Origin of the sequence: Arenimonas sp. (assembly GCF_041913985.1) — a bacterium.
Classification (GTDB): Bacteria; Pseudomonadota; Gammaproteobacteria; order Xanthomonadales; family Xanthomonadaceae; genus Arenimonas.
In genome coordinates this window covers 52,510-76,811 of the sequence record NZ_JAYSEG010000004.1, presented here as the reverse complement: position 1 = coordinate 76,811, position 24,302 = coordinate 52,510, and the positions used below count along the sequence as shown (strand labels likewise).

Here is a 24,302-nt window from a genome sequence, read left to right as displayed (position 1 = left end):
GGGCCCGACTGCCCCTTTTCCCCTGGAATGCCGGCTAAACCCAGCAAATGATGGGGGACTGTTTCAATCCTCTCCGGGAAGTGAACCTGACCCCCTTCTTGTTTCAGGCCCGGTAGGCGACGGCCTTCATGACGCGCGAGGTGAGGGCCATCAGGCGCGGGATGGGCGGGGGCAGGGTGCGGGCGCCGGCGGCGAGGGCGTTGTCGGCGTGGCGGGCCTCGTCGTCCTTCATGGTGCGCAGGATGGCGCGGCTGCGCTCGTCGCCCGGGGGCAGGGTTTCCAGGTGTTCCTCGAGGTGGGCCTCCACCTGGCGCTCGGTTTCGACCACGAAGCCCAGGTTCCAGCCGTCGCCGCGAAGGCCCGCGGCCAGGCCGATGGCGTAGCTGCCGGCGTACCAGAGCGGGTTGAACAGGCTGGGGCGGCTGTCGAGCTCCTGCAGGCGGTCGGCGCACCAGGCCAGGTGGTCGGCTTCTTCCTGGGCGGCGTGCTGCAGGTGGGCGCGGGTGGCCTCGTCGCGGGCCACCACGGCCTGGCCCAGGTACAGCGCCTGCGCGCAGACTTCGCCGGTGTGGTTGATGCGCATCAGGCCGGCCGCGTGGCGGCGTTCGTGCTCTTCCAGCGCCGGGTCGCGCAGCTCGCCGGCGGGGTTCGGGCGCTCGGCGAACGCCCGGCCCAGGCTGGTGCCCAGGGCGTGCTGGGCCTCGATGATCAGGCGGTCCAGGGGGCTGTAGTGACGGGTCGCGTTCATGCCAGGTGCTCGGCCAGGAATTCGATGGGGTGGCGTACCGGGATTGTAGTTCCGCCGGCCAGGTGCAGGCGGCAGCCGATGTTTGCCGACAGCAGTTCGCGCGCCCCGCTGGCGGCCAGCGCGTCGAGCAGCGGCGCGCGCAGGGCGGCGGCGCGCGCCGGCTCGGACAGCTGGTGCAGGCCGGCGGCGCCGCAGCAGCCGGTGTCCGGCAGTTCCACCAGGTCGAGGCCGGGCACCCGCGCCAGCAGGCGGCGCAGGGCGGCGTCGCTGCGCACTACGCTGCGCTGGGTGCAGGGCAGGTGCAGGGCCACCCGGTGTGCGGGTGGGCGGAAGCGCAGCGTGCCCGCGACGCGCTCCAGCGCCACCAGCGCGTCCTCTACCGGCGCCACGCCGGCCAGGCTGCGGGCGAGGGTGTCCTGGCAGCCGGTGGCGAGGCAGAGCACGTTCGCCTGCCCGGCGAAGGCGGCGCGGTTGGCGGCGGCCAGGCGGGCCGCACCGCTGGCGTCGCCCGCGTGCGCCGCCGCGGCGCCGCAGCAGCCCTGGCCTCCCGGCACCACCACGCCTTGGCCGGCGGCGGCCAGCAGGCGGGCCAGGGCGGCCCGCGCGGGGGATTCGTAAGGTCCGGCGATGCAGCCGGTGAACAGGGCCATCGGCGTGGCCTGGCCTGTCCCGGGACGGGGCAGGGCCACCGGCGCCGGAGCGGGCGGCAGGGGCCCGCGCCACGAGGCCGGCAGGGCACGCCCCAGGCGCCTGCGCAACGCCACCAGGCGGGCCAGCAGCCGGGGTCGGGCCAGCAGCGCCAGCAGGACCCGGGTGCGGGTCGGAAGCGGGCTTCGTCGGGCCTGTTCGGCTCGGGCGCCGACGAGCAGTTCGCCGTAGCGCACGCCGGCCGGGCAGGCGGCTTCGCAGCGGCGGCAGCCCAGGCAGTGGTCGAGGTGGGTGTCGCCGGCCGCGCTGGGAGCCAGCTGGCCGGCCGCGACGGCGCGGATATAGGCGATGCGGCCGCGCGGCGACTCGGCTTCGCTCCGGTCCAGCTGGTAGGTGGGGCAGTGGGGAAGGCACAATCCGCACTGCACGCAGCGGTCGGCCAGGGCCACGAGGCCCGCGGCCGCAGGCGTCTGCGTCGGGGCGCTGGGGGCCGGGCGGGACGGTGCGGGCATTGCCGGATGCTAACACGGGGTTAATCCGGGCTTGCGCGGGCCGGAAAGGGCCGCTATCATTCCGCCTCTTTCCACCCCGATTTCTAATTGGAGCCGTCATGAAGTCCATGACCGTCAGCGCCAAGCCGGAGACCGTCAAGCAGGACTGGTATGTGGTTGATGCCAGCGGCAAGACGCTTGGTCGCCTGTGCTCGGAACTCGCGCGCCGTCTGCGCGGCAAGCACAAGCCGGAGTTCACCCCGCACGTCGATACCGGCGATTACATCGTCGTGATCAACGCGGAGAAGATCGCCGTCACCGGCAACAAGTTGCAGGACAAGAAGTACCACCGCTTCACCGGCTACGTCGGCAACCTGAAGACCGAGACCCTCGGCCAGGCCCTCGACGCCCACCCGGAGCGCGTGATCGAGATCGGCGTCAAGGGCATGCTGCCCAAGAACCCGCTCGGCCGCGCCATGTTCCGCAAGCTCAAGGTCTACAAGGGCTCGGAGCATCCGCACTCTGCCCAGCAGCCGCAGGCTCTGGACTTCAAGGCTTAAGGCATACACATGGCTACGCAGCAGAATTACGGCACCGGCCGTCGCAAGTCCTCCACCGCCCGCGTGTTCCTGCGCTCCGGCAAGGGCAACATCGTCGTCAACGGCCGTCCGGTCGACGAGTTCTTCGGCCGCGAGACCTCGCGCATGATCGTGCGCCAGCCGCTGGTCGTGAGCCAGATGACCGACAAGTTCGACGTCACCGTGACGGTTGAAGGCGGCGGCATCACCGGCCAGGCCGGCGCCATCCGCCTCGGCATCGCCCGCGCCCTGGTCGAGTACAACGAGTCGCTGAAGTCGGACCTGCGCAAGGCCGGCCTCATGACCCGTGACGCCCGCGAAGTCGAACGCAAGAAGGTTGGCCTGCACAAGGCCCGCCGCGCCACCCAGTTCTCGAAGCGCTAATCGTTTCGTAAACTGGCGGCGTCCCCGGATTGGGGGATCGTCTAATGGTAGGACTGCAGACTCTGACTCTGCCTATCTAGGTTCGAATCCTAGTCCCCCAGCCAAACCAGGAACCCCCGCGAAAGCGGGGGTTTCTTTTTGCGCCGCTGCCGGCACCGGGGGCCGCTACCCTTGCAGGCCTTCACGGCGATAGACTGCGATGGTCATCCCCGGAGCCTGCCATGCCCGTTCCCGCCACCGAACTCGCCCGACTGTTCCCGCTGGAATCGCTGCGCCAGGAGACCCGCGACCAGCTGGCGCGCGACGGCGTGGTGTCCGAATACCAGCGCGGCGAGAACGTGTTCGAGGCCGGCGACCTGGACGAGGACACCGTCTACCTGCTCGAAGGCGAGCTGCGCTGCAACTACCCCGACGGCCGCAGCGTGGCGCACATCGCCAGCGCGCCGCACGGCCGCTATTCGCTCAACGACGCGGTGCCGCGCCGCTTCACGGCCAAGGTGGTGTCCGGCAAGGCCAAGGTGCTGCGCCTGGACCGCCGCTACCTCGAGAAGCTCATCACCTGGGACCAGCTCAGCCGGGACGAGAGCTACCGCCACTTCGGCAACGCCGCCGGCGGCAACGACTGGGTCTTCCGCCTGCTGCGCGCGCCGGCGTTCGCTCGCCTGCCCACGGGCAACATCGAGAAAATGTTCCAGATGTTCGAGCCGGTGACGGTCAAGCCCAGCGAGATCGTCATGCGCGAAGGCGACCCGGCCGATTATTTCTACGTCGTGCGCTCGGGCACCGCCTCGGTGTCCAAGTACCTCGACGGTGCCCCGCAGGTGGTGGCCTACCTGCGCGAGGGCGACACCTTCGGCGAGGACGCGCTGCTGTCGAACCTGCCGCGCAACGCCACCGTGCGCATGATGCAGGGTGGCCAGCTGATGCGGCTCTCGCGCGAGGCCTTCGAAGCCGTGCTCAAGCCGCCGATGCTGTCCTGGGTGCTGCCGGCCGATGCCGCGCGCCTGGTGCAGGGCGGGGCGGCGCTGCTGGACGTGCGCATGCCCGAGGAGCATGCCCAGCGTGCCATCGACGGTTCGGTGAACGTACCGCTCTACCGCCTGCGCGAGGACATCGCCACCGTGCTGCCGCCCGGCGCCCGCGTGGTGGTGTACTGCAACACCGGCGAGCGCTCCGCCGCCGCGGCCTTCGTGCTAAAGCGCCTGGGCTACGAAGTCAGCGCCCTGCATGGCGGCCTGGGCGCCATGCTGCGCCTGCTGTCGGCCGCCAACCCGGCCTGAGGCCGCGGCTCAGGGGCTGCGGATCGGCCGCACCTTGCCGCCGATGATGACTTCGTCGGCGGGGCGGGCGGCGAACAGGCCGCAGGTGACCACGCCGGGGATCTGGTTGATCTTGGCTTCCAGGCCCACCGGATCGGCGATGCGCCAGTGGTGCACGTCCAGGATCCAGTTGCCGTTGTCGGTGACCACGCCTTCGCGCCACACCGGCTGGCCGCCCAGGGCCACCAGCGCCCGGCCGACCAGGCTGCGCGCCATCGGGATCACTTCCACCGGCACCGGGAACGCGCCCAGCAGCTCCACCTGCTTGGCCTCGTCGATGATGCAGACGAAGCGGTCGCTGGCCTGGGCGATGATCTTCTCGCGCGTCAGCGCCGCGCCGCCGCCCTTGATCAGGTGGTTGAACGGGTCGCACTCGTCGGCGCCGTCCACGTAGAGCTTCAGCGGCCCGACCGCGTTGAGGTCGAGCACCGGGATGCCGTGCGACTGCAGCTGCCGCGTGCTCTGCTCCGAGCTCGACACCGCGCCCTCGATGCGGCCTTTCATGCGGGCCAGGCCGTCGATGAAGAAGGCCACGGTCGAGCCGGTGCCGACGCCGACGACGGTGCCTTCCTCGACGTATTCCAGGGCCTTCTCGGCGGCCAGCTTCTTCTGTTCGTCGCGGGACATCTGCGGCCTCCGGGCCTTATTCCATGGAAAGGATGCGCTTGTACTGCGCGGGGGTGACGGGCAGCACCGACAGCCGGTTGCCCCGGCGCAGCAGCGCGAAGTCGCCGAAGGCTTCGGCCTGGGCCTTAAGCTCCTCGAGCGATACGGTGCGCTTGAACTTGCGCTTGAAACCCACGTCCACCAGCCACCAGCGCGGCTCCTCTGGCCTGCTGGCCGCGTCGTGGTAGTCCGACTTCGGGTCGAACTGGGTCGGGTCCGGATAGGGCGTGGACGCCACCTCGGCAATGCCGACCACGCCGGGCACGGCGCAGTTGGAGTGGTAGAACAGGATCGGGTCGCCGACCTTCATGTCCTTGAGCATGAAGTTGCGCGCCTGGTAGTTGCGCACGCCGCTCCAGGGCTCGGTGCGCACGCGCTCGAGCGCGTCGATCGAGAAATCGTCGGGTTCGGATTTCATCAGCCAGTGCTTCATGGCCGCCATTATCGCCCGAACCGCAGCCATTCCCGCTCGGTGGCGAGCGCGTCCAGGCCGACGTCCCAGGGCTCGGCGTCCAGGCCCGGCAGCTCCTGGCAGCCATAGGCCACGCCCACCAGCCACGGCGGGCCGGGCCGCCCGCGGCGGAAGGCGAAGCTGCGGTCGTAGTAGCCGCCGCCCATGCCCAGCCGGTGGCCGTCGCGGTCCCAGCCCAGCAGCGGCACCAGAACCAGCGACAGGGCCTCCGGTGCCAGCGTGGAGGCCGGCTCGACCGCCGGTTCCGGGATGCCGAAACGGTTGTTGGCCAGCGGGTCGCCGGCGCGCCAGGGCGCGAAGCGCAGGCTGCCGTCGGCCTGGACCAGCGGCAGGCACCAGACCTGGCCGGGGGCCAGCCGCAGCTGCACGGCATGCAGCGGCACTTCGCCGCCCACTGCCCAGTAGCCGCCGACGTAGCCGGGCTCGCGCAGTTCGGTTTGGTCGGAGAGATGCCGCGCGACGGCGTCGGCGGCGGCCAGGCGTTCGCCCGGGGCGAGCGAGGCGCGGCGTGCGCGCAGCTCGAGGCGCAATTGCTGGCGCGTGGGTTTCAAGATAAGGCCTCCACCATGCCGATGCGTGCGAAACGACCTTGATCCCTGGGATCAAGTGGGTACCCGCGCCACCGCTTCAGGCTTTCCGCAACAGGGCGGACATGCACACCGCATTGGCCTCGGATTCCCGGGTCGTGTTTATGGGACAAGGCGAATGTTAGGCGCGCTGTCGGACACGGCAGAGGACTTGCCGCGATTATAAGACGGCGCCAGGAAAAAAACGTGAACGTCAGCGCGGTGCGTCGAACAGGCCGTCGAGCTTGCGGTTGAGCTCGCCGAGGGTGCGGCTGAGCGCCTGGTCGCGCTGCTCGGACTGCTGGCGCACCTGCAGCAGCTCGTGCGCCAGGTTCAGCGCGGCCAGCACGGCCACGCGGTCGATGGCGGCCATGCGGTTGTTGCCGCGGATCTCGCGCATGCGCGCGTCGAGCAGGTGGGCGGCGGCCATGAGGCCGTCGCGCTCGGCGGGCTCGACGCCGACGGTGTACTCGCGGTCGAGGATCTTGACGTTGACCGGCTCGCTCACGCGTTGTGCTCCAGCGACTTGAGCCGCGTGATCATGGCTTCGACCCGCGACCGGGCCTGCTCGTTCTTGTTGAGCAGCTGGGCGCGCTCGGCCACCAGCTGTTCCTGGCCCTGGCGCAGGCTGCGGTTTTCCTCGAGCAGCCGGCGGTGCTGCTCGGCCAGGCGCTCGAAGCGCTCGGCGAGGGCCTGCAGCTGGGCGATCGGGTCGTTGGGGCTCATCGCGGCCACCTTAGGCGGGGCGGGTCAAGGGGTCAATACGGCGCCGGGATGGCCGCCACGGTGCCGGGCTGCCAGCTGCGGATGAAGGCCAGGCAGCGGTGCGAATCCAGCGGCGGCGACAGCCAGAAACCCTGGATCTCGTCGCAGCCCTGCTCGCGCAGGTAACTCAGCTGCTGCTCGCTTTCCACGCCCTCGGCGATCACGTTCAGGCCCAGCGAATGGCCCATGGTGATCACCGTGGCGGTGATGGCCTCGTCGTCCGGGTCGCGGGTGAGGTCGCCGATGAATTCCTTGTCGATCTTCAGGGTGTCGATCGGCAGGCGCTTGAGGTAGACCAGCGAGGAATAGCCGGTGCCGAAGTCGTCGATGGCCAGGGTGACGCCGATCTTGCGCAGCTCGTTGAGCACGTGGGTGGTCTGCTCGGCGTTCTGCATCACCATCGATTCGGTGACTTCCAGCTCGATGCGGTTGGCCGGCACGCCCAGGTCCTGGATAAGGTTGCGCAGCAGCTCGGGCAGGTTGCCGCGCAGCAGCTGCAGCACCGAGACGTTGATGCCGATGGAGATTTCGTTCAGGCCGTGGGCGCGCCAGCGCTTGAGCGTTTGCAGGGCCTCGGCCAGCACCCAGTCGCCGATCTGCAGGATCAGGCCCGATTCCTCGGCCAGCGGCACGAACACGGTGGGCGGGATTTCGCCCAGCTCGGCGCTGTGCCAGCGCAGCAGCGATTCCACGCCGGTGATGCGGCCGTCGGCCAGGGCCATGCGCGGCTGGTAGACCAGGCGGAACTCGCCGCGGTCGAGCGCCTTGCGCAGCGAGGCCAGCACGGTGGCGCGCCGGCGCGACTCGGCGTCCATGGTCTCGTTGTAGATCTGGTAGGTGTTCCGGCCCTCGGCCTTGGCCTGGTACATGGCCGTGTCGGCGTACTTGAGCAGGTCGGTCGGCACCAGCGCGTGGTCGGGGTAGAGGCTGATGCCCAGCGACGGGGTGATCGAGACGTCGTGGCGCTCGTCCACCTCCAGCGGCATCGAGAAGGCGGTGAGGATCTCGCGCGCCATGCGCTCCACCGCCGGCACCGACTCCACGTCCTCGAGCACCACGGTGAATTCGTCGCCGCCCAGGCGGGCCACGGTGTCGGACGCGCCCACGGTGGCCTGCAGGCGGGTGGCCGCGGCCTTGAGCAGGCGGTCGCCGGCGGCGTGGCCGAGCGAGTCGTTGATGTCCTTGAAGCGGTCGAGGTCGAGGAACAGCACCGCCACCCGGGTTTCCTGCCGGCGCGCGCGCACGATGGCGCGGCCCAGGCGCTCGCTGAGCAGGGCGCGGTTGGGCAGGCCGGTGAGCGTGTCGTAGTTGGCCAGGTAGCGCAGCTCCTGCTCGGCGCGCTTCTTGTCGGTGATGTCGTTCACCACCGCCACGAAGTGGCTGCGCAGGCCCATGGCGTCGCGCACCTCGCTCATTTCGATCCAGCCGAGGAACTCCTCGCCGTCCTTGCGCTTCTGCCACATCTCGCCGGCCCAGTGGCCGGTGCGCTCGAGCACGTCGCGCACGCGGCGGTAGAACTCGGCGCTGTGCTGGCTGGAGTCGAGCAGGCGGCTGTTCTGGCCGATCACCTCTTCCTCGCTGTAGCCGGTGATGCGCGAGAAGGCCGGGTTCACCGAGATGAAGCGGAAGTCGAGGTCGATCACCGCCACCGCTTCGCTCATCGAGCGCAGCACTTCGAGCGCGACGCGGCGTTCGCGCTCGGCCCGGCGGATGGCGGTGATGTCGCGGGCGGTGCCGGCCATGCGCAGCGGGCTGCCGGTGTTGTCGCGCTCGACCACCTTGCCGCGCGAACGCACCCACACCCATTCGCCGCGGGCGTTGCGGACGCGGTGCTCGGACTCGAACACGTCGGTGTGGCCGACGATGTGCTCCTGCAGCAGCTTCTGCACCCGCGGCAGGTCCTCGGGGTGCACGGACTGGGTGCGCCAGTCGTCGGTGCTCAGCTCTTCGCGGCTGCCCTGGCCCAGGAGCTGGTTGGCGCCCAGGCGGTAGAGGCTGTTCTCGCGGATGTTCCAGTCCCAGAACTCGTCGCCCGAGCCCCACAGCGCCAGGTTCAGGCGCTCCTCGCGTTCGTGGATCTCGGCCAGCAGGGAGGTTTCCTGCTGCCGGCGGTGGTTCCAGACACGCCAGAGCAGCCAGCACAGGAACAGCGCGATGGCCAGCAGCGCCAGCTGCACCATGCCGCCGTTGCTGATTGAGGCCTGCGCCCAGGCGACCGACGGCAGCCCGCACGCGGCCACGGCCATCGCCGTCCCGGGCCTGGCGCCCCTGAACCTGTTTCGCCGCAGCCCCATTACGCCCGGTGTTCCCCTGGTCCGCCCCGTGCAATCCCAAGGAGTGTAGGGTGGCACTAACATCGCCACAAGCGCCCGGCGAGCCCTTGCTAGAATGGCGCACCCTCCCCGCGGCCCCGACGATGACCGAAGCCCTGCTGCCCGCGCACGCCCAAGTGGCCGCCGAACTGGACGCCCTGGAAGCCGCGCTGGAGCCTTCCGACCTGCACGGGTCGCTGTGCGGCTACCTGGCCGGCGGCGGCAAGCACGACCGCAAGGGCTGGTTCGCCGCGGTCATGTCCGACCCGCTGGTCTCGCCGCCGGCGCCCGACAGCGCGCTTGACCAACTGTACGAGGCCAGCACCCGGCAGCTGGAATCCCCGGATTTCGCCTTCGAACTGCTGCTGCCCGGCGAAGACCGCCCGGTGGGCGAGCGCGCCGACGGCCTGCTGGCCTGGTGCCGCGGCTTCCTGGGGGGCTTCGGCCTGGCCGCCGGCGCCGAGCCGCCGCTGTCGGAGGAGGCCGAGGAGGCCCTGGCCGACCTGGCCCGCATCGCCGCCAGCGACCTGAGCTACGACGACCCGGATGCCGACGAGGACGCCCTGGAGGAAGTGGCGGAATTCGTACGCGTGGCCGTCATGCTTCTTCACAGCGACTGCGTGCTGGGCCCGAGGCACCGCCGCAAGCTCAACTGACGCCACCATGATCAAACCGGCCGAGTTCGCCCGCCGCCGCAAGCAGCTGATGCGCATGGCCGATGAGGACGCCATCCTCATCCTGCCCAGCGCGCCGCTGCGCGTTCGCAGCCACGACACGCACTATCCCTACCGCCAGGACAGCGACTTCTGGTACCTCAGCGGCTTCCCGGAGCCCGAGGCGGTGCTGGTGCTGGTGCCGGGCCGCAAGCACGGCGAAACCCTGCTGTTCTGCCGCGACCGCGACCCCGAGCGCGAAGCCTGGGACGGTCCGCGCGCCGGCCCCGAGGGCGCGGTGGAGGCCTACGGTGTGGACGACGCCTACCCCATCACCGACCTCGACGAGATCCTGCCGGGCCTGCTCGAGGGCCGTTCGCGCGTCTACTACCATTTCGGCCGCGACACCGAGTTCGACCTCAAGCTGATCGGCTGGGTGAACCGCGTGCGCTCGCAGGTTCGGCAGGGCGCGCAGCCGCCGCACGAATTCCTCGAGCTCGGCCACCTGCTGCACGAACTGCGCCTGTTCAAGAGCGCCGCGGAGCTGAAGCTGATGCGCCGCGCCGCCGCCATCGCCGCCGAGGCGCAGCTGGCGGCCATGCGCGCCACCCGCCCGGGCGGCCGCGAATACGAAGTGGAAGCCGCGCTGCAGTACGTGTACCGCAAGAACGACGCCGTGGCCGCCTACGAGCCCATCGTCGGCGCCGGCGCCAACGGCTGCGTGCTGCATTACCGCGCCAACAGCGGCCCGCTGGCCGACGGCGCGCTGCTGCTGTGCGACGCCGGCGCCGAATACGCCAACTACGCCTCCGACATCACCCGCACCTGGCCGGTGAACGGCCGTTATTCGAAGGAGCAGCGCGCGCTCTACGAGCTGGTGCTCAAGGCGCAGGCGGCGGCGATGGAGCAGGCGCGCCCGGGCCGGCCCTGGATCCTGGGCCACGAGGCCGCGGTGGAGGTGCTCACCGAGGGCATGCTGTCGCTGGGCCTGCTCAAGGGCACGCTCAAGGCCGCGCTGCAGTCGGGCGCCTACCGAAAGTTCTACATGCACAAGACCGGCCACTGGCTGGGCCTGGACGTGCACGACGTGGGCGAATACAAGGTCGCCGGCGACTACCGCGAACTCGAGCCGGGCATGGTGTTCACCATCGAACCCGGCATCTACATCGCCCCGGGCAGCAAGGGCGTGCCGGCGAAGTGGCAGGGCATCGGCATCCGCATCGAGGACGACGTGGTCGTCACCGCCGACGGCCACGAAGTGCTCACCGGCGGCGTGCCGCGCGACGCCGACGCCATCGAGGCCGTCCTCGCCTCGCGCTAGCGTTTACATATCGTGCTTGGCGAGGTCGAGGCCGAGCGACTGGTAGTGTTTCCAGCGCGCGCGCAGCGGGCCGCGGGCGGATTCGTCGGCGGGCACCACTTCCAGCACCCGTTCGAAGCCGGCCGGCACCGGCTCGTCGCGCAGGTTGAGCACCAGCGCGCGCATCGGCGGCGATTGTTCGGGCGGGGCGATCAGCACCTCCACCTCGTCCTCGTCCTCCTCGACGCCGGCCACCTGGTGCGGCAGGAATTCGTCGGGGTCGAAGGACCACATCAGGTCGTCCAGGGCCTCGGCCTGGGCCATGGACGCGGCCAGCACGAGCAGCGGCTGCCCGGAGTGCACGGCCCGGCGGGCCAGCTCGCACACCAGCAGCAGCGGCTGCTCGCGGAAACGCGGCTTGCCGATCAGGTAAAAATCGGCGCGCGCCATCTCAGCCGGCCCGGTCGATCAGCCATTGCGCCAGCAGGCCCACCGGGCGGCCGGTGGCCAGGCCCTTGCGGCCTTCGCCGTTGGACACGCCGGCGATGTCCAGGTGCGCCCAGCGCTGGCCCTCGGTGAAGCGCGAGAGGAAGCAGCCGGCGGTGATCGCGCCCGCGCCCTTGCCGCCGATGTTGTACACGTCGGCGAAGGCGGACTCGAGCTGGGTCTGGTATTCGTCCCACAGCGGCAGGCGCCAGGCGCGGTCGAACACGTTCTCGCCGGCCGCCAGCAGTTCGCCGGCCAGGTCGTCGTGCTTGCTCATCAGGCCCGCGGCGAACTTGCCCAGGGCGATCACGCAGGCGCCGGTGAGCGTGGCCACGTCGACGATGGCCTGCGGCTCGAAGCGCTGGGTGTAGGTGAGCGCGTCGCACAGGATCAGGCGGCCCTCGGCGTCGGTGTTGCCGACCTCGATGGTCTTGCCCGACATCGAGGTGAGGATGTCGCTCGGGCGGTAGGCGTCGGCGTCCGGCATGTTCTCCACCGCCGGCACCACCATCACCAGGTTCAGCGGCAGCTTCATCTTCGCGGTGGCGAGGAAGGCGCCGAACACGCTGGCGGCGCCGCACATGTCGAACTTCATCTCCTCGATGCCGCCCTGCACCTTGAGGTTGATGCCGCCGGTGTCGAAGGTGATGCCCTTGCCGACCAGCGCGTAGGGCTTGGCGTCGCCGGCGCCCTGGTAGCGCAGCACCACCAGGCGCGGCGGGTTGGCCGAGCCGCGGGCCACGGCCAGCAGCGAGCCCATGCCCAGCTTCTCCATGTCGGCGCGCTCGAGCACCTCCACCGTCACGCCTTCGTGTTCCTTGGCGATGCGGCGGGCGGTGTCGGCCAGGTAGCCCGGGTTGCAGATGTTCGGGGGCAGGTTGCCCAGCTCGCGCGCCAGCTCGACGCCGGCGGCGATGGACACGCCGCGGTCGAATTCGGCCTGCAGCGCGGCGTCGCCGGCGACGTCGAGCGCCTGCAGGCCGTCGTCGCCGTTCTTCACGGTGCGGGTGGCGGTGTAGGCGTAGGCCGCGTGGTCGGCGGCGACGATGGCCTGGCGCAGGGCCCAGCCGGCGTCGCGGCCCGCCACCGGCAGCTCGGGCAGGGTGAGCAGGCCGCGGCGCACCGGGCCGGTCTTGAGCGCGCGCACCGCGTCGGCCACCACCTTCAGGTACTGCGGCACGGCGAACTTGGCGGCGTCGCCCAGGCCCACCACCAGCACGCGCGGCGACTTCACGCCCGGCAGGTCGTGCAGCATGGCCGTGCGGCCGGTCTTGCCCGAAAGGTCGCCGCGCCTGGCCAGCGCCGCGATCCGGCCGCCCGCGGCCTGGTCCAGCGCCTTCGCGGAAGGCGCCAGGCTGCCGTCGGCGTACAGGCCGACCACCACGCAGTCGAGGTCGGCGGCGGTCGGATCGGGGCGGTTCAGGCGAAACTCGAGGGTCATGGGCTTTGATTCCGTACAATCAGGACCTGCGATTCTAGCAAGCCCACCCCCTCCCCAGCCCGGCAAGCCCCCGAATGCTGTTGATCGAGCGATACCTGCTGCGCCAGTTCGCCCAGAGCGTCGCGGCCGTGGCCGTGGTCCTGCTGCTGGTGGGCCTGGGCGGCCTGCTGGTGGACCTGATGGGCGAAATCGCCAAGGGCAAGGTGCCGGCCGGCCTGCTGCTGTCGCAGCTGGGCCTGCGCTCGATCCAGGTGCTGCCCATCCTGCTGCCGCTGGCGCTGTTCATCGGCCTGCTGCTGGCGGTGGGCCGCCTGTACGGCGACAGCGAGATGGCCGTGCTTTCCTCGGTGGGCCGCGGTCCGCGCCAGCTGCTGCGGCCACTGCTGTGGGTGACGCTGCCGGCCGCGGCGGTGGTGGCGTTCGCCTCGCTCTGGGCGGCGCCGGCCGGGGCGCGGCTGGCGCAGCGCATGGTCGAGGAAGCCAACCGCTCCTTCCTGGTGGCCGGCCTCGAGGCGGGACGCTTCATCGAGTTGCCTGGCCGCGCCGGCATCCTCTACGTCGGCGAGATCAACACCGACGGCACCCGCTTCGGCAAGATGTTCGTGCAGACCGAGCGCGAAGGCCGGCTCGACGTGATCACCGCGCGTGAAGGCGAACTCTTCCTCGAGGGCGAAACCGACCGCTACCTGCGCCTGCGCGACGGCTTCCGGGTGGAAGGCGACCCGGCCCGCCGCGACTACCGCATGATGCGTTTCGCCGAGAACGAACTGCAGGTGCCCGACGCCGAGCCCGACGTGGACCCTGCCGACCTCGAGTCGGCGCCCAGCAGCGGCCTGCTGGTGCTCGACGAGGCGCCCGCGCGCGCCGAACTGCACTGGCGCCTGGCCACGCCCCTGATGGCGGTGGTGCTGGGCCTGCTGGCGCTGCCGCTGGGCCGCGGCGAGCCGCGCCAGGCGCGCTACGGCCGCGTGCTGGCGGCGCTGCTGATCTACATCAACGCCATGATCCTGCTGGTGCTCGGCAAGGGCTGGCTGGCCGCCGGCACGCTGCCGGGCTGGGCCGGCCTGTGGTGGCTGCTGGTGCCGCTGGCGCTGCTGGCCGCCTGGCTGCTGCTCACCGACGGCCGCTTGCCGCGCCCGCGCAAGGTGGCGGCATGAGGCTGCGCCCCGGCACGCTCGACCTGTACCTCGCGCGCAGCGTGATGCTGGCCACGCTCGGCACCTGGGCGGTGCTGGTGGGCTTCGACCTCATCACCGCGCTGGTGAACGAACTCGACGAAGTGGGCCAGGGCGGCTACACGCTCAGCCACGCGCTGCTGTTCACCATCTACACGCTGCCGCGGCGCGCTTACGAGGTGTTCCCGACGGTGGCGCTGATCGGCACCGTGCTGGGCCTGGGCGGGCTGTCGGCGCGCTCCGAGCTCACCGCCATGCGCGCGGTGGGCCTTTCGCGGCTGCGCGTGGGCCTGGGCGCGCTGATGGGCATCGGCCTGTTCACCGCGCTGATGGTGGTGAACGCGGAAACCGTGGCGCCCTTCGGCGAACAGAGCGCGCAGACGGTGGCCAACTCGGCCAAGTCGGGCGACGTGGTGATGGCGCGCCTGTCCGGCCTGTGGGCGCGCGAAGGCAACACCTTCCTCAATGCCCGCGACGGCCAGCGCCGCGAGCAGGACGGCGAGACCTGGACCGAGCTGCAGGGCGTCCGCCTGTTCGAGTTCGACGAGCAGGGCCGGCTGCTGTCGCTGGCCGAGGCGCGCACCGCCGAACACCGCGGCGACGCGTGGACCCTGCGCGACCTGCGCCGCTCGCGCTTCGGCGAACGCGAGGTGCAGGTCGAGGAAGTGGCCGAGGAGCGCTGGGCCAGCGGCCTGGACGACCAGGCGCTGGCGGCCGCGGCCGCGCGCCCGCGCTACCTCAGCAGCGCCGAGCTGCGCCGGAACATGGACTACCTCGAGCGCAACGGCCTGGACAACAAGACCTTCGCGAACGCGTACTGGGCGCGCTGGTTCTACCCGGTAAACGTGGTGGTGCTGTGCCTGGCGGCGCTGCCGTTCGCGTTCGGCTCGCTGCGCTCGGGCGGCTTCGGCAAGCGCCTGTTCATCGCCATCGTCATCGGCATCGGCTACCTGCTGGCGCAGCGGCTGGTGGTGAGCCTGTCGGACGTATACCACTTCGACGCGCGCGTGGCCTACCTGCTGCCGCCGGTGGCGCTGCTGTCGGTGTGCTGGGGCCTGTTCGCCCGCCGCCGCGGCTAGCGTTCCAGGCGCACCAGCACGGTGCCGCTGGCCAGGTCGTGCCAGGCGCGGCGCTCGCGGTCGACGAAGGTCCACAGGAAACCCAGGCCGCCCGCGGCCAGCGACAGCGTCGCCACGGCGAAGCGCAGGAGCAGCGCCTTCGTGCCGGCCGGCTGGCCGTCGGCGCGCAGCACCTTCAGGCGCCAGGGGCGCATGCCCAGGGTCTGGCCGCCGCGCCGCCACGACGCCACCGCGTAGATGCCGGTGACGGCCCAGAGCAGCACCAGCTCGAGCCACGAGGCCCAGCTGCCCGGCGGCACCGGCGTGCCGCCGCGCAGCAGCAGCACCAGGCCGCTGGCGGCGAACCACAGTGCGAGGGCGGGGAAGAAGTCGTAGGTCATCGCGAACAGGCGCCAGCCCAGGTGGGCCGGACGCGCGCGCGGGGCAGGGGCGTCGGACATCGCGACAGCATAGCCGGCGCCGGCGGCCGTCGCTAAGCTGCCGGCATGCCAGCCAGCCGTCCCGCCGACCGTCGCGCGCACGCCCAGTCCCTGCCGCCGGCCTCGCCGGCCGACGAACGCGCCATCACCGGTTTCCTCGACCGCGCCTGGGCCGAGGCCGGCCTGTCGCGGCTCACGCTCGACAGCTACCGGCGCGACCTGGAGGGCCTGGCGCGCTGGCTGGCCTCGAAGGGGCAGGGCCTGGCCGGCGTGGACCGCGAGGTGCTGTTCGCCTACCTGGCCGAGCGCACCGCCGCCGGTTACGCCGCGCGCAGCAACGCCCGGCTGCTCTCGGCGCTGCGCGCCTACTTCGGCCAGCAGGCGCGGCTGGGCCTGCGCAGCGAAGACCCGACCGCCCGGCTCGATCCGCCCAAGCTCGGCCGCTCCCTGCCCAAGGCCCTGTCCGAAAGCGAGGTCGAGGCCCTGCTGCAGGCGCCCGACACCGACACTCCGGCCGGCCTGCGCGACCGCGCCATGGTGGAGCTCATGTACGCCACCGGCCTGCGCGTGAGCGAACTGGTGAACCTGCCGGCCACCGCGCTGAACCTGCGCCAGGGCGTGCTGCGGGTGATGGGCAAGGGCAGCAAGGAGCGCCTGGTGCCGCTGGGCGAAGAAGCCCAGCACTGGCTGCAGCGCTACCTGGACGAGGCCCGCCCGGTGCTGGCCGGCGGCCGGGTGGCGGCGCCGCTGTTCCTGGGCCGCGAGGCCGGCGCGCTCAGCCGCCAGCAGTTCTGGAACGTGGTCAAACGCCTCGCCGTGCTGTCGGGCATCGACCCGGCCCGGGTCAGCCCGCACGGGCTGCGGCACAGCTTCGCCACCCACCTGCTCAACCACGGCGCCGACCTGCGCACGCTGCAGATGCTGCTGGGCCACAGTTCGCTCTCCACCACCCAGATCTACACGCTGGTGGCGCGCGAAGGCCTCAAGCGCCTGCACCAGCAGCACCACCCGAGGGCCTGAACCGCCCCGCGGGCCTGTGCGAGAATCAGTGAACTTCCGGCCCCGAACGGGGTCGGACCCGCATAGCCCCCGAGGAACGCCCCACGATGATCCGCCGCTCCCTGCTCGCCCTGGCCCTGGTGGCCACCATGACCGCCTGCGCCGCCGAGCCCCAGGCCGTCGCCGCCCCGGCCAAGGCCGCCGCCGCGTCGCCCGCCGGCGACGCCGCCATCCGCGAGGCGCTGCTGGGCCTGGCCCCGGGCATGGAGATCGGCCGGATTTCCGACTCGCCCATCCCGGGCTTCCGCGAGGTCGCCGTCGGCGCCCGCGTGGTCTACGTTTCCAACGACGGCAAGCGCCTGATCCAGGGCGCCCTGATCGACATCGCCAGCCGCGAGAACCTCACCCAGGCCAGCGAAGCCGGCCTGCGCCAGGGCCTGCTGGCCGCGGTGGGCGACGACAGCCGCATCACCTTCGCCGCCGCCAAGCCGAAGCACGAGATCACCGTCTTCACCGACATCGACTGCGGCTACTGCCGCCGCATGCACTCGGAGATCGCCGAGTACAACCGCCTGGGCATCACGGTGAACTACCTGTTCTACCCGCGCACGGGCCTGGGCTCGGAGTCCTTCGACAAGGCCGTCTCGGTCTGGTGCGCCCCGGACCGCCGCCAGGCCATGACCGAGGCCAAGGCCGGCAAGGCCCTGCCCAAGGCCGACTGCACCAACCCGGTGACCCGCGACTACGACCTGGGCCGCCGCATCGGCCTGGACGGCACCCCGGCCATCTACGCGCCGGACGGCACCCAGCTGGGTGGCTACGTGGCCCCGGCCGAAATGCTGGCCCGCCTGGACGAAATCGCCGCCAAGCCGGCCCGCTGAGCCCCCCGGGCCGGGCCCCTGGCCCGGCCTTGGGCTACAATACGGCGCTCGATTCCCCTGGGATTACCGCGGACATGATCGTCCTCGAGGGCCTCCCGGCCCTGTCGCCGTTCCGGCGCGAACGCCTGCAAGCCCGCCTCCAGCAGATCGTCCCCGGCCTCCGGGTCGCCGGCGCCTGGTTCACCTACTTCATCGAACCCGCCGCGGGCCCCACGCCCGACGCCGGCGCGCTCGGCCGCATCCTCGAAGGCTGCGTCGCCTTCGAGGCGCCCGAAGCCGGGGCCGAATCCCGCTTCGTGGTGCCGCGCCTGGGCACGCTGTCGCCCTGGGCCAGCAAGGCCACCGAAATCCTGCGCGGCGCCGGCCTGGCGGTGAAGCGCGTCGAGCGCGGCACCCGCCTCGACCTGGTCGGCCTGCCGCCCGCCGGCGACCCGCGCTGGGCCAGGCTGGCGCGCGTGCTGCACGACCCGATGACCCAGTCGCTGCTGGTCCGCCGCGAAGACGCCGCCGCGCTGTTCGTGGCGCAGGCGCCTGGCCCGGTGGAGCGCATCCCGCTGGCCGGACTGGAAGAGGCCAACGGCCGCCTCGGCCTGGCCCTGTCGGACGACGAAATCGACTACCTGCGCCAGCGTTATTCCGAGCTCGGCCGCGAGCCTTCCGACGCCGAACTGATGATGTTCGCGCAGGCGAACTCCGAGCACTGCCGGCACAAGATCTTCAACGCCGACTGGACCATCGACGGCGAGGAGCAGCCGCTGTCGCTGTTCCGAATGATCAAGAACACCCACGCGCGCAGCCCGCAGCTCACGCTCAGCGCCTACAAGGACAACGCCGCGGTGGTCGAAGGCCACCCGGGCGCGCGCTTCCGCCCCGAGCCGGGCACCGGTGAATACGGCCACGGCGCGCCGGTGGATTCGGCCTTCGCCATCAAGGTGGAAACCCACAACCACCCCACCGCCATCTCGCCCTTCCCGGGCGCCTCCACCGGCGCCGGCGGCGAGATCCGCGACGAGGGCGCGACCGGCCGCGGCGGCAAGCCCAAGGCCGGCCTCACCGGCTTCTCGGTGTCGCACCTGCGCATCCCCACGCTGCCCCAGCCCTGGGAAACCGAGCGCCCGCTCAACCCGCGCATGGCCACCGCGCTGGAGATCATGACCGACGGCCCGATCGGCGCCGCCGCGTTCAACAACGAATTCGGCCGCCCCGCGCTGGCCGGCTATTTCCGCAGCTTCGAACTGCCCACCGACCAGCCCGGCGTGGTGCGCGCCTACGACAAGCCGATCATGCTGGCCGGCGGCCTGGGCGCCATCGACCGCAGCCAGGTGAAGAAGCTCGACCTGCGCCCCGGCGACGCCGTTGTGGTGCTGGGCGGCCCGGCCATGCTGATCGGCCTGGGCGGCGGCGCCGCTTCCTCGGTGGCCTCGGGCCAGAGCTCGGAAGACCTCGACTTCGCCTCGGTGCAGCGCGACAACCCCGAAATGCAGCGCCGCTGCCAGGAAGTGATCGACCGCTGCTTCGCCCAGGGCGAGCGCAACCCCATCCTGACCGCGCACGACGTTGGCGCCGGCGGCCTGTCCAACGCCATCCCCGAGCTGCTGCACGACTCCAACGTCGGCGGCGTGATCGAGATGGCGAAGATCCCCAGCGACGACCCCTCGCTCTCGCCCATGCAGCTGTGGTCGAACGAGGCGCAGGAGCGTTACGTGCTCGGCGTCGCCGCCGACCGCGTGGCCGACTTCGAGGCCATCTGCCGCCGCGAGCGCGCCGTGTTCGCCGTGGTCGGCCACGCCACCGCGGAAGAGCGCCTGGTGCTGCGCGCGCCCGACGGCAGCACGCCGATCGACCTGCCGATGGACGTGCTGTTCGGCAAGTCGCCGAAGATGCACCGCGACACCCAGCGCCTGCCCGCGCCGCGCTGGCCGCGCCTGGACGCCTCGAAGCTCGACCTGCGCGAGGCCGGCCTGCGCGTCATGGCGCATCCGACCGTGGCCTCGAAGAACTTCCTGGTCACCATCGGCGACCGCACCGTCGGCGGCCTGTGCTCGCGCGACCAGATGGTCGGCCCCTGGCAGCTGCCGCTGGCCGACGTGGCCATCACGCTCACCGACTTCAACGGCGTCGCCGGCGAAGCCATGGCGATGGGCGAACGCACCCCGCTGGCGCTCATCGACGCCGCCGCCTCGGCGCGCATGGCGGTGGGCGAAGCCATCACCAACCTGGCCGCCGCGCCGGTGGCCGCGCTCGCGGAAGTGAAGCTCTCGGCCAACTGGATGGCCGCCGCCTCCTTCCCCGGCGAGGACGCCGCGCTGTTCGACGCCGTGAAGGCCGTCGGCATGGAGCTCTGCCCCGAACTCGACCTGTCCATTCCCGTCGGCAAGGACTCGCTGTCCATGCAGGCGCAGTGGCAGGCCCCGGAAGGCCCGCAGAAGGCGGTGTCGCCGGTGTCGCTGGTGGTCAGCGCCTTCGCCCGCGTCGCCGACGCGCGCCGGCAGCTGCTGCCGGTGCTCGACCGCGCCGCCGATTCCGAGCTGTGGCTGATCGGCCTCGGCGCCGGCCAGCGCCGCCTGGGCGGCTCCATCCTGGCCCAGGTGCACGGTGCCTTCGGCGGCGCCTGCCCCGACCTGGACGAACCCGGCCGCCTGCGCGCCTTCTTCGACCTGATCCAGGCCGCGCGCGACGCCGACCTGCTGCTGGCCTACCACGACCGTTCCGACGGCGGCGCCTTCGCGGCGCTGTGCGAAATGGCCTTCGCCGGCCACTGCGGCCTCGAGCTCAACCTCGAAGGCTGGGGCGAGGACGACGCCTTCGCCGCGCTGTTCAACGAAGAACTCGGCGCCGTGGTGCAGATCGCCGCCGAGGACCGCGTGGCCTTCGCCGACCTGGTCAACCGCCACGACCTCACCCACTGCGCCCAGCGCATCGGCAAGCCCACCACCGCACCGGTGGTGCGCGTGAGCGAAGGCCGCGAGCTGCTGGCCGAGTGGAGCTGGCAGGAGCTGTTCGGCGCCTGGTGGTCGGTGACGCATGCCATCCAGGCCCTGCGCGACGACCCCGCCGGTGCCGACGGCGAGCGCGCCGCGCGCCTGGACTTCGCCGACCCGGGCCTGTCGCCCAAGCTGACGTTCGAGCCGGCCGAGGACATCGCCGCGCCGTACATCCACACCGGCGTGCGCCCGCGCGTGGCGGTGCTGCGCGAGCAGGGCGTCAACGGCCAGGTGGAAATGGCGGCGGCCTTCGACCGCGCCGGTTTCACCGCCGTGGACGTGCACATGTCCGACCTCATCGAGGGCCGGCTGTCGCTCGATTCGTTCAAGGGCCTGGCCGCCTGCGGCGGCTTCAGCTACGGCGACGTGCTGGGCGCGGGCCGCGGCTGGGCCACGTCCATCCTGGAGCGCCCGGCGCTGCGCGAGCAGTTCGCGCGCTTCTTCGAACGCGCCGACAGCTTCAGCCTGGGCGTCTGCAACGGCTGCCAGATGCTGGCCCAGCTCAAGTCGCTGGTGCCCGGCGCCGAACACTGGCCGACGTTCCACCGCAACCGCAGCGAGCAGTATGAAGCCCGCCTGGCGCTGGTGGAGGTGCAGGAGTCGCCGTCCATCCTGCTCTCGGGCATGGCTGGTTCGCGCCTGCCGGTGGTGGTGGCGCACGGCGAAGGTTTCGCCCGTTTCCAGCAGCCGGCGCACCAGGCCCAGGCCGCGGTGGCGCTGCGTTTCGTGGACAACACCGGCGCCGTTACCGAGGCTTACCCGGCCAATCCCAATGGCTCCCCGGCCGGCATCACCGGCCTGACCAGCCGCGACGGCCGCGCCACGCTGATGATGCCGCACCCCGAACGGGTGTTCCGCACGCTGCAGATGAGCTGGCATCCGGCCGGCTGGGGCGAGGATTCGCCCTGGATGCGCCTGTTCCGCAACGCCCGCGCCTGGGTCGGCTGACACCCGCCGCCATCCAGACCTGCTAAATTCCGGGCTCCCGTCCAAGGAGCCCGGCGTGGTAGCGGCCCTGCAAGAAAATCCCGGTTCCGACGACCTGCGCATCGCCGCGGCGCTGTCCGCGCGCGGCCGCCTGAAGGACACCGACCTCGCACGCGCCCAGCGCCTGCACGCCGAAGCCGGCGGTTCGCTGGCGGCGCTGCTGGTGCGCCTGGGCATGGTGTCCGAGCGCGACATGGCCGAGGCCGCGTCCGAAGTGCTGGGCCTGCCGCTGCTGGCCGCCAAGGACTGCCCCGACGCGCCGCCGCCCGGCGTGCAGCTGTCGCTGCGTTTCCTCAAGCAGCAGTCGGTGTGCCCGGTGGGCGAGGGCGAGGGCCACGTGGACCTGCTCGTCGCCGACCCGCAGGACCCGTACGCCGCCGAGGCCGTGGCCCTGGCCACCGGCCGCGCCGTGCGCGTGAACGTGGGCCTGCGCGCCGAAATTGCCGACCTGATCGAACGCTATTACGGCTCGGGCCGCTCGGCCATGGGCGCCATCGTCGAGAACCTGGGCGACGAATCGGCCGGCGACGAGGCCGACGTCGAGCAGCTGCGCGACTTGGCTTCTGAAGCGCCGGTCATCCGCCTGGTGAACCTGGTCATCCAGCGCGCGGTCGAGCTGCGCGCCTCCGACATCCACATCGAACCCTTCGAAAACCGCCTGAAGGTGCGCTACCGCGTCGACGGCGTGCTCGAGGAAGCGGAGTCGCCGCCGGCCAACCTCACTGCGGCGGTCATTTCGCGCATCAAGATCATGGCCAAGCTCAACATCGCCGAGCGCCGGCTGCCGCAGGACGGCCGCATCATGGTGCGCGTGCAGGGCAAGGAGCTGGACCTGCGCGTCAGCACCGTGCCCACGGCGCACGGCGAAAGCGTGGTGATGCGCCTGCTCGACCGCGAATCGGTGGTGCTCGATTTCAAGGCGCTGGGCTTCACCGACGAATTCCTGGCCGACTTCGTGAAGGTGCTCGAGCAGCCGCACGGCATCCTGCTGGTCACCGGCCCCACCGGCTCGGGCAAGACCACCACGCTGTACGCGGCGCTCAGCCAGCTCAACACGCCCGACGTGAAGATCATCACCGTCGAGGACCCGGTCGAATACCAGATCGAAGGCATCAACCAGATCCAGGCCAAGCCGCAGATCGGCCTGGACTTCGCCCAGGCCCTGCGCAGCATCGTGCGCCAGGACCCGGACATCATCATGATCGGCGAAATGCGCGACCTGGAAACCTCGCGCATCGCCATCCAGTCGGCGCTCACCGGCCACCTGGTGCTCAGCACGCTGCACACCAACAACGCCGCCGGCGGCATCACCCGCATGCTCGACATGGGCGTCGAGGATTACCTGCTCACCTCCACGGTGAACGGCATCCTGGCCCAGCGCCTGGTGCGCCGCATCGAGCCCACGCACGCCGAGAAGTACGAAGCGCTGCCCGAGGTGATCGAAGAATTCGGCCTGCGTCGCTTCCAGCCGGAAGGCCCGATCTACCTGTACCGCCCGAAACCCTCGGCACTCACGCCCACCGGCTACCTGGGCCGCACCACCATCATGGAGTTCCTGGTGATGGACGACAGCCTGCGCCGCCTGGTGATGCAGCACGCCGGCATGGGCGAACTGGAAGAGGCCGCACGCGCCCGCGGCATGCGCACCATGTACGAAGACGGCCTGCTCAAGGCCATGCAGGGCCTGACCACCCTCGAGGAAGTCCTGCGCGTCACGCAGGAAGCGTAGGCCGATGCCGCTGTTCCGCTACAAGGCGCTGTCCGCCACCGGCGAACCACTCGACGGCCAGATGGAGGCCGCCAGCGCCGACGAGGTGGTGGTGCGCCTGCAGGACCAGGGCCACCTGCCGGTGGAAGCGCGCCGCGCCGACGCCGGCGGCGGCGAGGGTTTCGCCGGCCTGCTGCGGCGCAAGGAATTCGGCGACGAGCAGGTGCTGCAGTTCACCCAGCAGCTGGCCACGCTGCTTGGCGCCGGCCAGCCGCTGGACCGCGCGCTCGGCATCCTGCTCGAACTGCCCGATTCGCTGCAGGCGCGCCGCGTCATCGAACGCGTGCGCGAAGCCGTGCGCGGCGGCACGCCGCTGTCCACCGCGCTCGAGCAGCAGCACGGGCTGTTCTCGCGCCTGTACGTGAACCTGGTTCGCGCCGGCGAGGCGGGTGGCAACGTGCACGAGGCGCTGCGCCGCCTGGCCGACTACCTCGAGCGCAGCGCCAAGCTGCGCGGCCGCGTCATCAACGCGCTGATCTACCCGGTCATCCTGTGCGTGATGGTGGTGGGCTCGGTGGGTTTCCTGATGGCGGTGGTGGTGCCGCAGTTCCAGGTGCTGTTCGAAAGCCTCAACGCCGAACTGCCCTGGTATTCGCAACTGGTGCTCGACCTGAGCCTGTTCGTGCGGGCCTGGTGGTGGGCGCTGCTGCTGGCGGCCGTGCTGGCCGCGCTGTGGTTGGCCTCGCGGCTGCGCCGGCCCGAGGCGCGGCGCGCGCTCGACGCCCGCCTGCTGCGCCTGCGCTACGTCGGCGACCTGGTGGCCCGGCTCGACACCGCGCGCCTGGCGCGCACGCTGGGCACCCTGGTGCGCAACGGCGTGCCGCTGCTGAGCGCCATCAACCTCTCGCGCCCGGTGCTGGGCAACCGCGTGCTGGCCGAGGCGGTGGACGCCGCCGCCGAGGAAGTGAAAACCGGCAGCGGCCTCGGTTACGCGCTCGGCCGGCAGAAGGTGTTCCCGCGCCTGGCCGTGCAGATGGTGCAGGTGGGCGAGGAGTCCGGCGAACTCGATACCATGCTGCTGAAGGTGGCCGACACCTTCGACCAGGAAACCGCCAACGCGCTCGACCGCCTGATGGCGGCGCTGGTGCCGGCGCTGACGGTGCTGATGACCGCGGTGATCGCGGTGATCATCCTGTCGGTGCTGCTGCCGATCTACGACCTCACCAACTCCATAGGCTGAC

General features: G+C 71.3%; 23 protein-coding genes, 1 tRNA gene and 1 other RNA gene. 13 read left to right on the top strand and 12 right to left on the bottom strand.

What is annotated here, in order from left to right:
• Window positions 1-103: 103 nt before the first annotated feature.
• Window positions 104-748, bottom strand: a complete 645-nt coding sequence (coq7, locus tag ACE3Q2_RS02425) for a 2-polyprenyl-3-methyl-6-methoxy-1,4-benzoquinone monooxygenase (protein ID WP_374472467.1) — start codon at window positions 746-748, stop codon at window positions 104-106.
• Window positions 745-1,908 (bottom strand): (Fe-S)-binding protein, encoded by a 1,164-nt coding sequence (locus ACE3Q2_RS02420; RefSeq protein WP_374472465.1) that lies wholly within the window; start codon window positions 1,906-1,908, stop codon window positions 745-747. The genes coq7 and ACE3Q2_RS02420 overlap by 4 nt, the downstream gene beginning before the upstream one ends.
• Before the next feature lie 107 nt (window positions 1,909-2,015).
• Between ACE3Q2_RS02420 and rplM the strand changes: the two genes are divergently transcribed.
• The 4 genes from rplM (at window position 2,016) to ACE3Q2_RS02400 (ending at window position 4,129) form a co-directional block, all read left to right on the top strand.
• Window positions 2,016-2,447 (top strand): 50S ribosomal protein L13, encoded by a 432-nt coding sequence (gene rplM, locus ACE3Q2_RS02415; RefSeq protein ID WP_084062781.1) that lies wholly within the window; start codon window positions 2,016-2,018, stop codon window positions 2,445-2,447.
• 9 nt (window positions 2,448-2,456) lie between these two features.
• A complete protein-coding gene (rpsI, locus tag ACE3Q2_RS02410) occupies window positions 2,457-2,849 on the top strand; it encodes a 30S ribosomal protein S9 (RefSeq protein WP_374472463.1) in 393 nt (130 codons plus the stop codon).
• 30 nt (window positions 2,850-2,879) lie between these two features.
• Window positions 2,880-2,953 (top strand) — tRNA-Gln (locus ACE3Q2_RS02405).
• A 117-nt stretch (window positions 2,954-3,070) separates the two neighbouring features.
• Complete coding sequence (locus ACE3Q2_RS02400; RefSeq protein WP_374472461.1) at window positions 3,071-4,129, top strand: cyclic nucleotide-binding domain-containing protein; 1,059 nt, start codon at window positions 3,071-3,073, stop codon at window positions 4,127-4,129.
• A 9-nt stretch (window positions 4,130-4,138) separates the two neighbouring features.
• On the opposite strand, the gene rpiA is transcribed toward ACE3Q2_RS02400, so the two are convergent.
• The 7 genes from rpiA to ACE3Q2_RS02365 form a co-directional block, all read right to left on the bottom strand.
• The gene (gene rpiA / locus ACE3Q2_RS02395; protein ID WP_374472459.1) at window positions 4,139-4,795 is read right to left on the bottom strand and encodes a ribose-5-phosphate isomerase RpiA; all 657 of its coding nucleotides are present in this window, start codon (window positions 4,793-4,795) and stop codon (window positions 4,139-4,141) included.
• A 16-nt stretch (window positions 4,796-4,811) separates the two neighbouring features.
• A complete protein-coding gene (locus ACE3Q2_RS02390; protein ID WP_374472458.1) occupies window positions 4,812-5,276 on the bottom strand; it encodes an EVE domain-containing protein in 465 nt (154 codons plus the stop codon).
• On the bottom strand, window positions 5,276-5,857 hold the full coding sequence (locus tag ACE3Q2_RS02385; RefSeq protein ID WP_374472456.1) for a 5-formyltetrahydrofolate cyclo-ligase: 582 nt from the start codon (window positions 5,855-5,857) through the stop codon (window positions 5,276-5,278). Before ACE3Q2_RS02385 ends, ACE3Q2_RS02390 begins: the two co-directional genes overlap by 1 nt.
• 3 nt (window positions 5,858-5,860) lie before the next feature.
• A non-coding RNA gene (ssrS, locus tag ACE3Q2_RS02380) (6S RNA) lies at window positions 5,861-6,045 on the bottom strand.
• Window positions 6,046-6,086: 41 nt separating this feature from the next.
• Window positions 6,087-6,380 carry a cell division protein ZapA gene (locus ACE3Q2_RS02375; protein WP_043803154.1) on the bottom strand — a complete coding sequence of 98 codons (294 nt, stop codon included), beginning with the start codon at window positions 6,378-6,380 and terminating at the stop codon, window positions 6,087-6,089.
• Window positions 6,377-6,598, bottom strand: a complete 222-nt coding sequence (locus ACE3Q2_RS02370) for a TIGR02449 family protein (protein WP_043803150.1) — start codon at window positions 6,596-6,598, stop codon at window positions 6,377-6,379. Before ACE3Q2_RS02370 ends, ACE3Q2_RS02375 begins: the two co-directional genes overlap by 4 nt.
• Before the next feature lie 32 nt (window positions 6,599-6,630).
• Window positions 6,631-8,883: a putative bifunctional diguanylate cyclase/phosphodiesterase gene (locus ACE3Q2_RS02365; RefSeq protein WP_374472452.1), complete on the bottom strand. Its 2,253-nt coding sequence runs from the start codon at window positions 8,881-8,883 to the stop codon at window positions 6,631-6,633.
• Window positions 8,884-9,053: 170 nt separating this feature from the next.
• Here ACE3Q2_RS02365 and ACE3Q2_RS02360 point away from each other — a divergent pair, with 170 nt between their 5' ends.
• Entirely contained in the window at window positions 9,054-9,605 is a 552-nt protein-coding gene (locus ACE3Q2_RS02360; RefSeq protein WP_231695614.1) for a UPF0149 family protein, read from the top strand.
• Window positions 9,606-9,612: 7 nt separating this feature from the next.
• Window positions 9,613-10,923 (top strand): aminopeptidase P N-terminal domain-containing protein, encoded by a 1,311-nt coding sequence (locus ACE3Q2_RS02355; protein ID WP_231695613.1) that lies wholly within the window; start codon window positions 9,613-9,615, stop codon window positions 10,921-10,923.
• Between the two features lie 3 nt (window positions 10,924-10,926).
• Here ACE3Q2_RS02355 and ACE3Q2_RS02350 read toward each other — a convergent pair whose 3' ends face one another.
• Both ACE3Q2_RS02350 and ACE3Q2_RS02345 read right to left on the bottom strand, forming a co-directional pair.
• Window positions 10,927-11,352: a DNA polymerase III subunit chi gene (locus ACE3Q2_RS02350; protein WP_231695612.1), complete on the bottom strand. Its 426-nt coding sequence runs from the start codon at window positions 11,350-11,352 to the stop codon at window positions 10,927-10,929.
• A gap of 1 nt (window position 11,353) precedes the next feature.
• Window positions 11,354-12,829: a leucyl aminopeptidase gene (locus tag ACE3Q2_RS02345; protein ID WP_374472448.1), complete on the bottom strand. Its 1,476-nt coding sequence runs from the start codon at window positions 12,827-12,829 to the stop codon at window positions 11,354-11,356.
• 74 nt (window positions 12,830-12,903) lie between these two features.
• Between ACE3Q2_RS02345 and lptF the strand changes: the two genes are divergently transcribed.
• Window positions 12,904-13,986: an LPS export ABC transporter permease LptF gene (lptF, locus tag ACE3Q2_RS02340; RefSeq protein ID WP_231695610.1), complete on the top strand. Its 1,083-nt coding sequence runs from the start codon at window positions 12,904-12,906 to the stop codon at window positions 13,984-13,986.
• On the top strand, window positions 13,983-15,083 hold the full coding sequence (gene lptG / locus ACE3Q2_RS02335) for an LPS export ABC transporter permease LptG (RefSeq protein ID WP_231695609.1): 1,101 nt from the start codon (window positions 13,983-13,985) through the stop codon (window positions 15,081-15,083). Before lptF ends, lptG begins: the two co-directional genes overlap by 4 nt.
• Here lptG and ACE3Q2_RS02330 read toward each other — a convergent pair.
• On the bottom strand, window positions 15,080-15,523 hold the full coding sequence (locus tag ACE3Q2_RS02330; protein WP_231695608.1) for an RDD family protein: 444 nt from the start codon (window positions 15,521-15,523) through the stop codon (window positions 15,080-15,082). The two genes, lptG and ACE3Q2_RS02330, sit on opposite strands and share 4 nt — an antisense overlap.
• 45 nt (window positions 15,524-15,568) lie before the next feature.
• Between ACE3Q2_RS02330 and xerD the strand changes: the two genes are divergently transcribed.
• The 5 genes from xerD (at window position 15,569) to ACE3Q2_RS02305 (ending at window position 24,301) form a co-directional block, all read left to right on the top strand.
• On the top strand, window positions 15,569-16,522 hold the full coding sequence (gene xerD / locus ACE3Q2_RS02325) for a site-specific tyrosine recombinase XerD (RefSeq protein WP_231695607.1): 954 nt from the start codon (window positions 15,569-15,571) through the stop codon (window positions 16,520-16,522).
• Between the two features lie 86 nt (window positions 16,523-16,608).
• Window positions 16,609-17,382, top strand: a complete 774-nt coding sequence (locus ACE3Q2_RS02320) for a thioredoxin fold domain-containing protein (RefSeq protein ID WP_231695606.1) — start codon at window positions 16,609-16,611, stop codon at window positions 17,380-17,382.
• A 74-nt stretch (window positions 17,383-17,456) separates the two neighbouring features.
• On the top strand, window positions 17,457-21,314 hold the full coding sequence (gene purL / locus ACE3Q2_RS02315) for a phosphoribosylformylglycinamidine synthase (RefSeq protein WP_374472443.1): 3,858 nt from the start codon (window positions 17,457-17,459) through the stop codon (window positions 21,312-21,314).
• Between the two features lie 55 nt (window positions 21,315-21,369).
• Window positions 21,370-23,082 (top strand): type II secretion system ATPase GspE, encoded by a 1,713-nt coding sequence (gene gspE / locus ACE3Q2_RS02310; RefSeq protein ID WP_374472441.1) that lies wholly within the window; start codon window positions 21,370-21,372, stop codon window positions 23,080-23,082.
• 4 nt (window positions 23,083-23,086) lie between these two features.
• A complete protein-coding gene (locus tag ACE3Q2_RS02305; protein ID WP_374472438.1) occupies window positions 23,087-24,301 on the top strand; it encodes a type II secretion system F family protein in 1,215 nt (404 codons plus the stop codon).
• Window position 24,302: the final 1 nt, after the last annotated feature.

Coding starts and splice junctions, on each gene's coding strand:
- rpsI (WP_374472463.1), top strand. CDS start 2,457: ATGGCTACGCAGCAGAATTACGGCACCGGCCGTCGCAAGTCCTCCACC.
- rplM (WP_084062781.1), top strand. CDS start 2,016: ATGACCGTCAGCGCCAAGCCGGAGACCGTCAAGCAGGACTGGTATGTG.
- ACE3Q2_RS02365 (WP_374472452.1), bottom strand. CDS start 8,883: ATGGCCGTGGCCGCGTGCGGGCTGCCGTCGGTCGCCTGGGCGCAGGCC.
- ACE3Q2_RS02350 (WP_231695612.1), bottom strand. CDS start 11,352: ATGGCGCGCGCCGATTTTTACCTGATCGGCAAGCCGCGTTTCCGCGAG.
- ACE3Q2_RS02320 (WP_231695606.1), top strand. CDS start 16,609: ATGATCCGCCGCTCCCTGCTCGCCCTGGCCCTGGTGGCCACCATGACC.
- ACE3Q2_RS02420 (WP_374472465.1), bottom strand. CDS start 1,908: ATGCCCGCACCGTCCCGCCCGGCCCCCAGCGCCCCGACGCAGACGCCT.
- ACE3Q2_RS02330 (WP_231695608.1), bottom strand. CDS start 15,523: ATGTCCGACGCCCCTGCCCCGCGCGCGCGTCCGGCCCACCTGGGCTGG.
- ACE3Q2_RS02305 (WP_374472438.1), top strand. CDS start 23,087: ATGCCGCTGTTCCGCTACAAGGCGCTGTCCGCCACCGGCGAACCACTC.
- lptG (WP_231695609.1), top strand. CDS start 13,983: ATGAGGCTGCGCCCCGGCACGCTCGACCTGTACCTCGCGCGCAGCGTG.
- ACE3Q2_RS02360 (WP_231695614.1), top strand. CDS start 9,054: ATGACCGAAGCCCTGCTGCCCGCGCACGCCCAAGTGGCCGCCGAACTG.
- ACE3Q2_RS02390 (WP_374472458.1), bottom strand. CDS start 5,276: ATGGCGGCCATGAAGCACTGGCTGATGAAATCCGAACCCGACGATTTC.
- ACE3Q2_RS02355 (WP_231695613.1), top strand. CDS start 9,613: ATGATCAAACCGGCCGAGTTCGCCCGCCGCCGCAAGCAGCTGATGCGC.
- lptF (WP_231695610.1), top strand. CDS start 12,904: ATGCTGTTGATCGAGCGATACCTGCTGCGCCAGTTCGCCCAGAGCGTC.
- ACE3Q2_RS02400 (WP_374472461.1), top strand. CDS start 3,071: ATGCCCGTTCCCGCCACCGAACTCGCCCGACTGTTCCCGCTGGAATCG.
- xerD (WP_231695607.1), top strand. CDS start 15,569: ATGCCAGCCAGCCGTCCCGCCGACCGTCGCGCGCACGCCCAGTCCCTG.
- ACE3Q2_RS02345 (WP_374472448.1), bottom strand. CDS start 12,829: ATGACCCTCGAGTTTCGCCTGAACCGCCCCGATCCGACCGCCGCCGAC.
- coq7 (WP_374472467.1), bottom strand. CDS start 748: ATGAACGCGACCCGTCACTACAGCCCCCTGGACCGCCTGATCATCGAG.
- ACE3Q2_RS02370 (WP_043803150.1), bottom strand. CDS start 6,598: ATGAGCCCCAACGACCCGATCGCCCAGCTGCAGGCCCTCGCCGAGCGC.
- rpiA (WP_374472459.1), bottom strand. CDS start 4,795: ATGTCCCGCGACGAACAGAAGAAGCTGGCCGCCGAGAAGGCCCTGGAA.
- purL (WP_374472443.1), top strand. CDS start 17,457: ATGATCGTCCTCGAGGGCCTCCCGGCCCTGTCGCCGTTCCGGCGCGAA.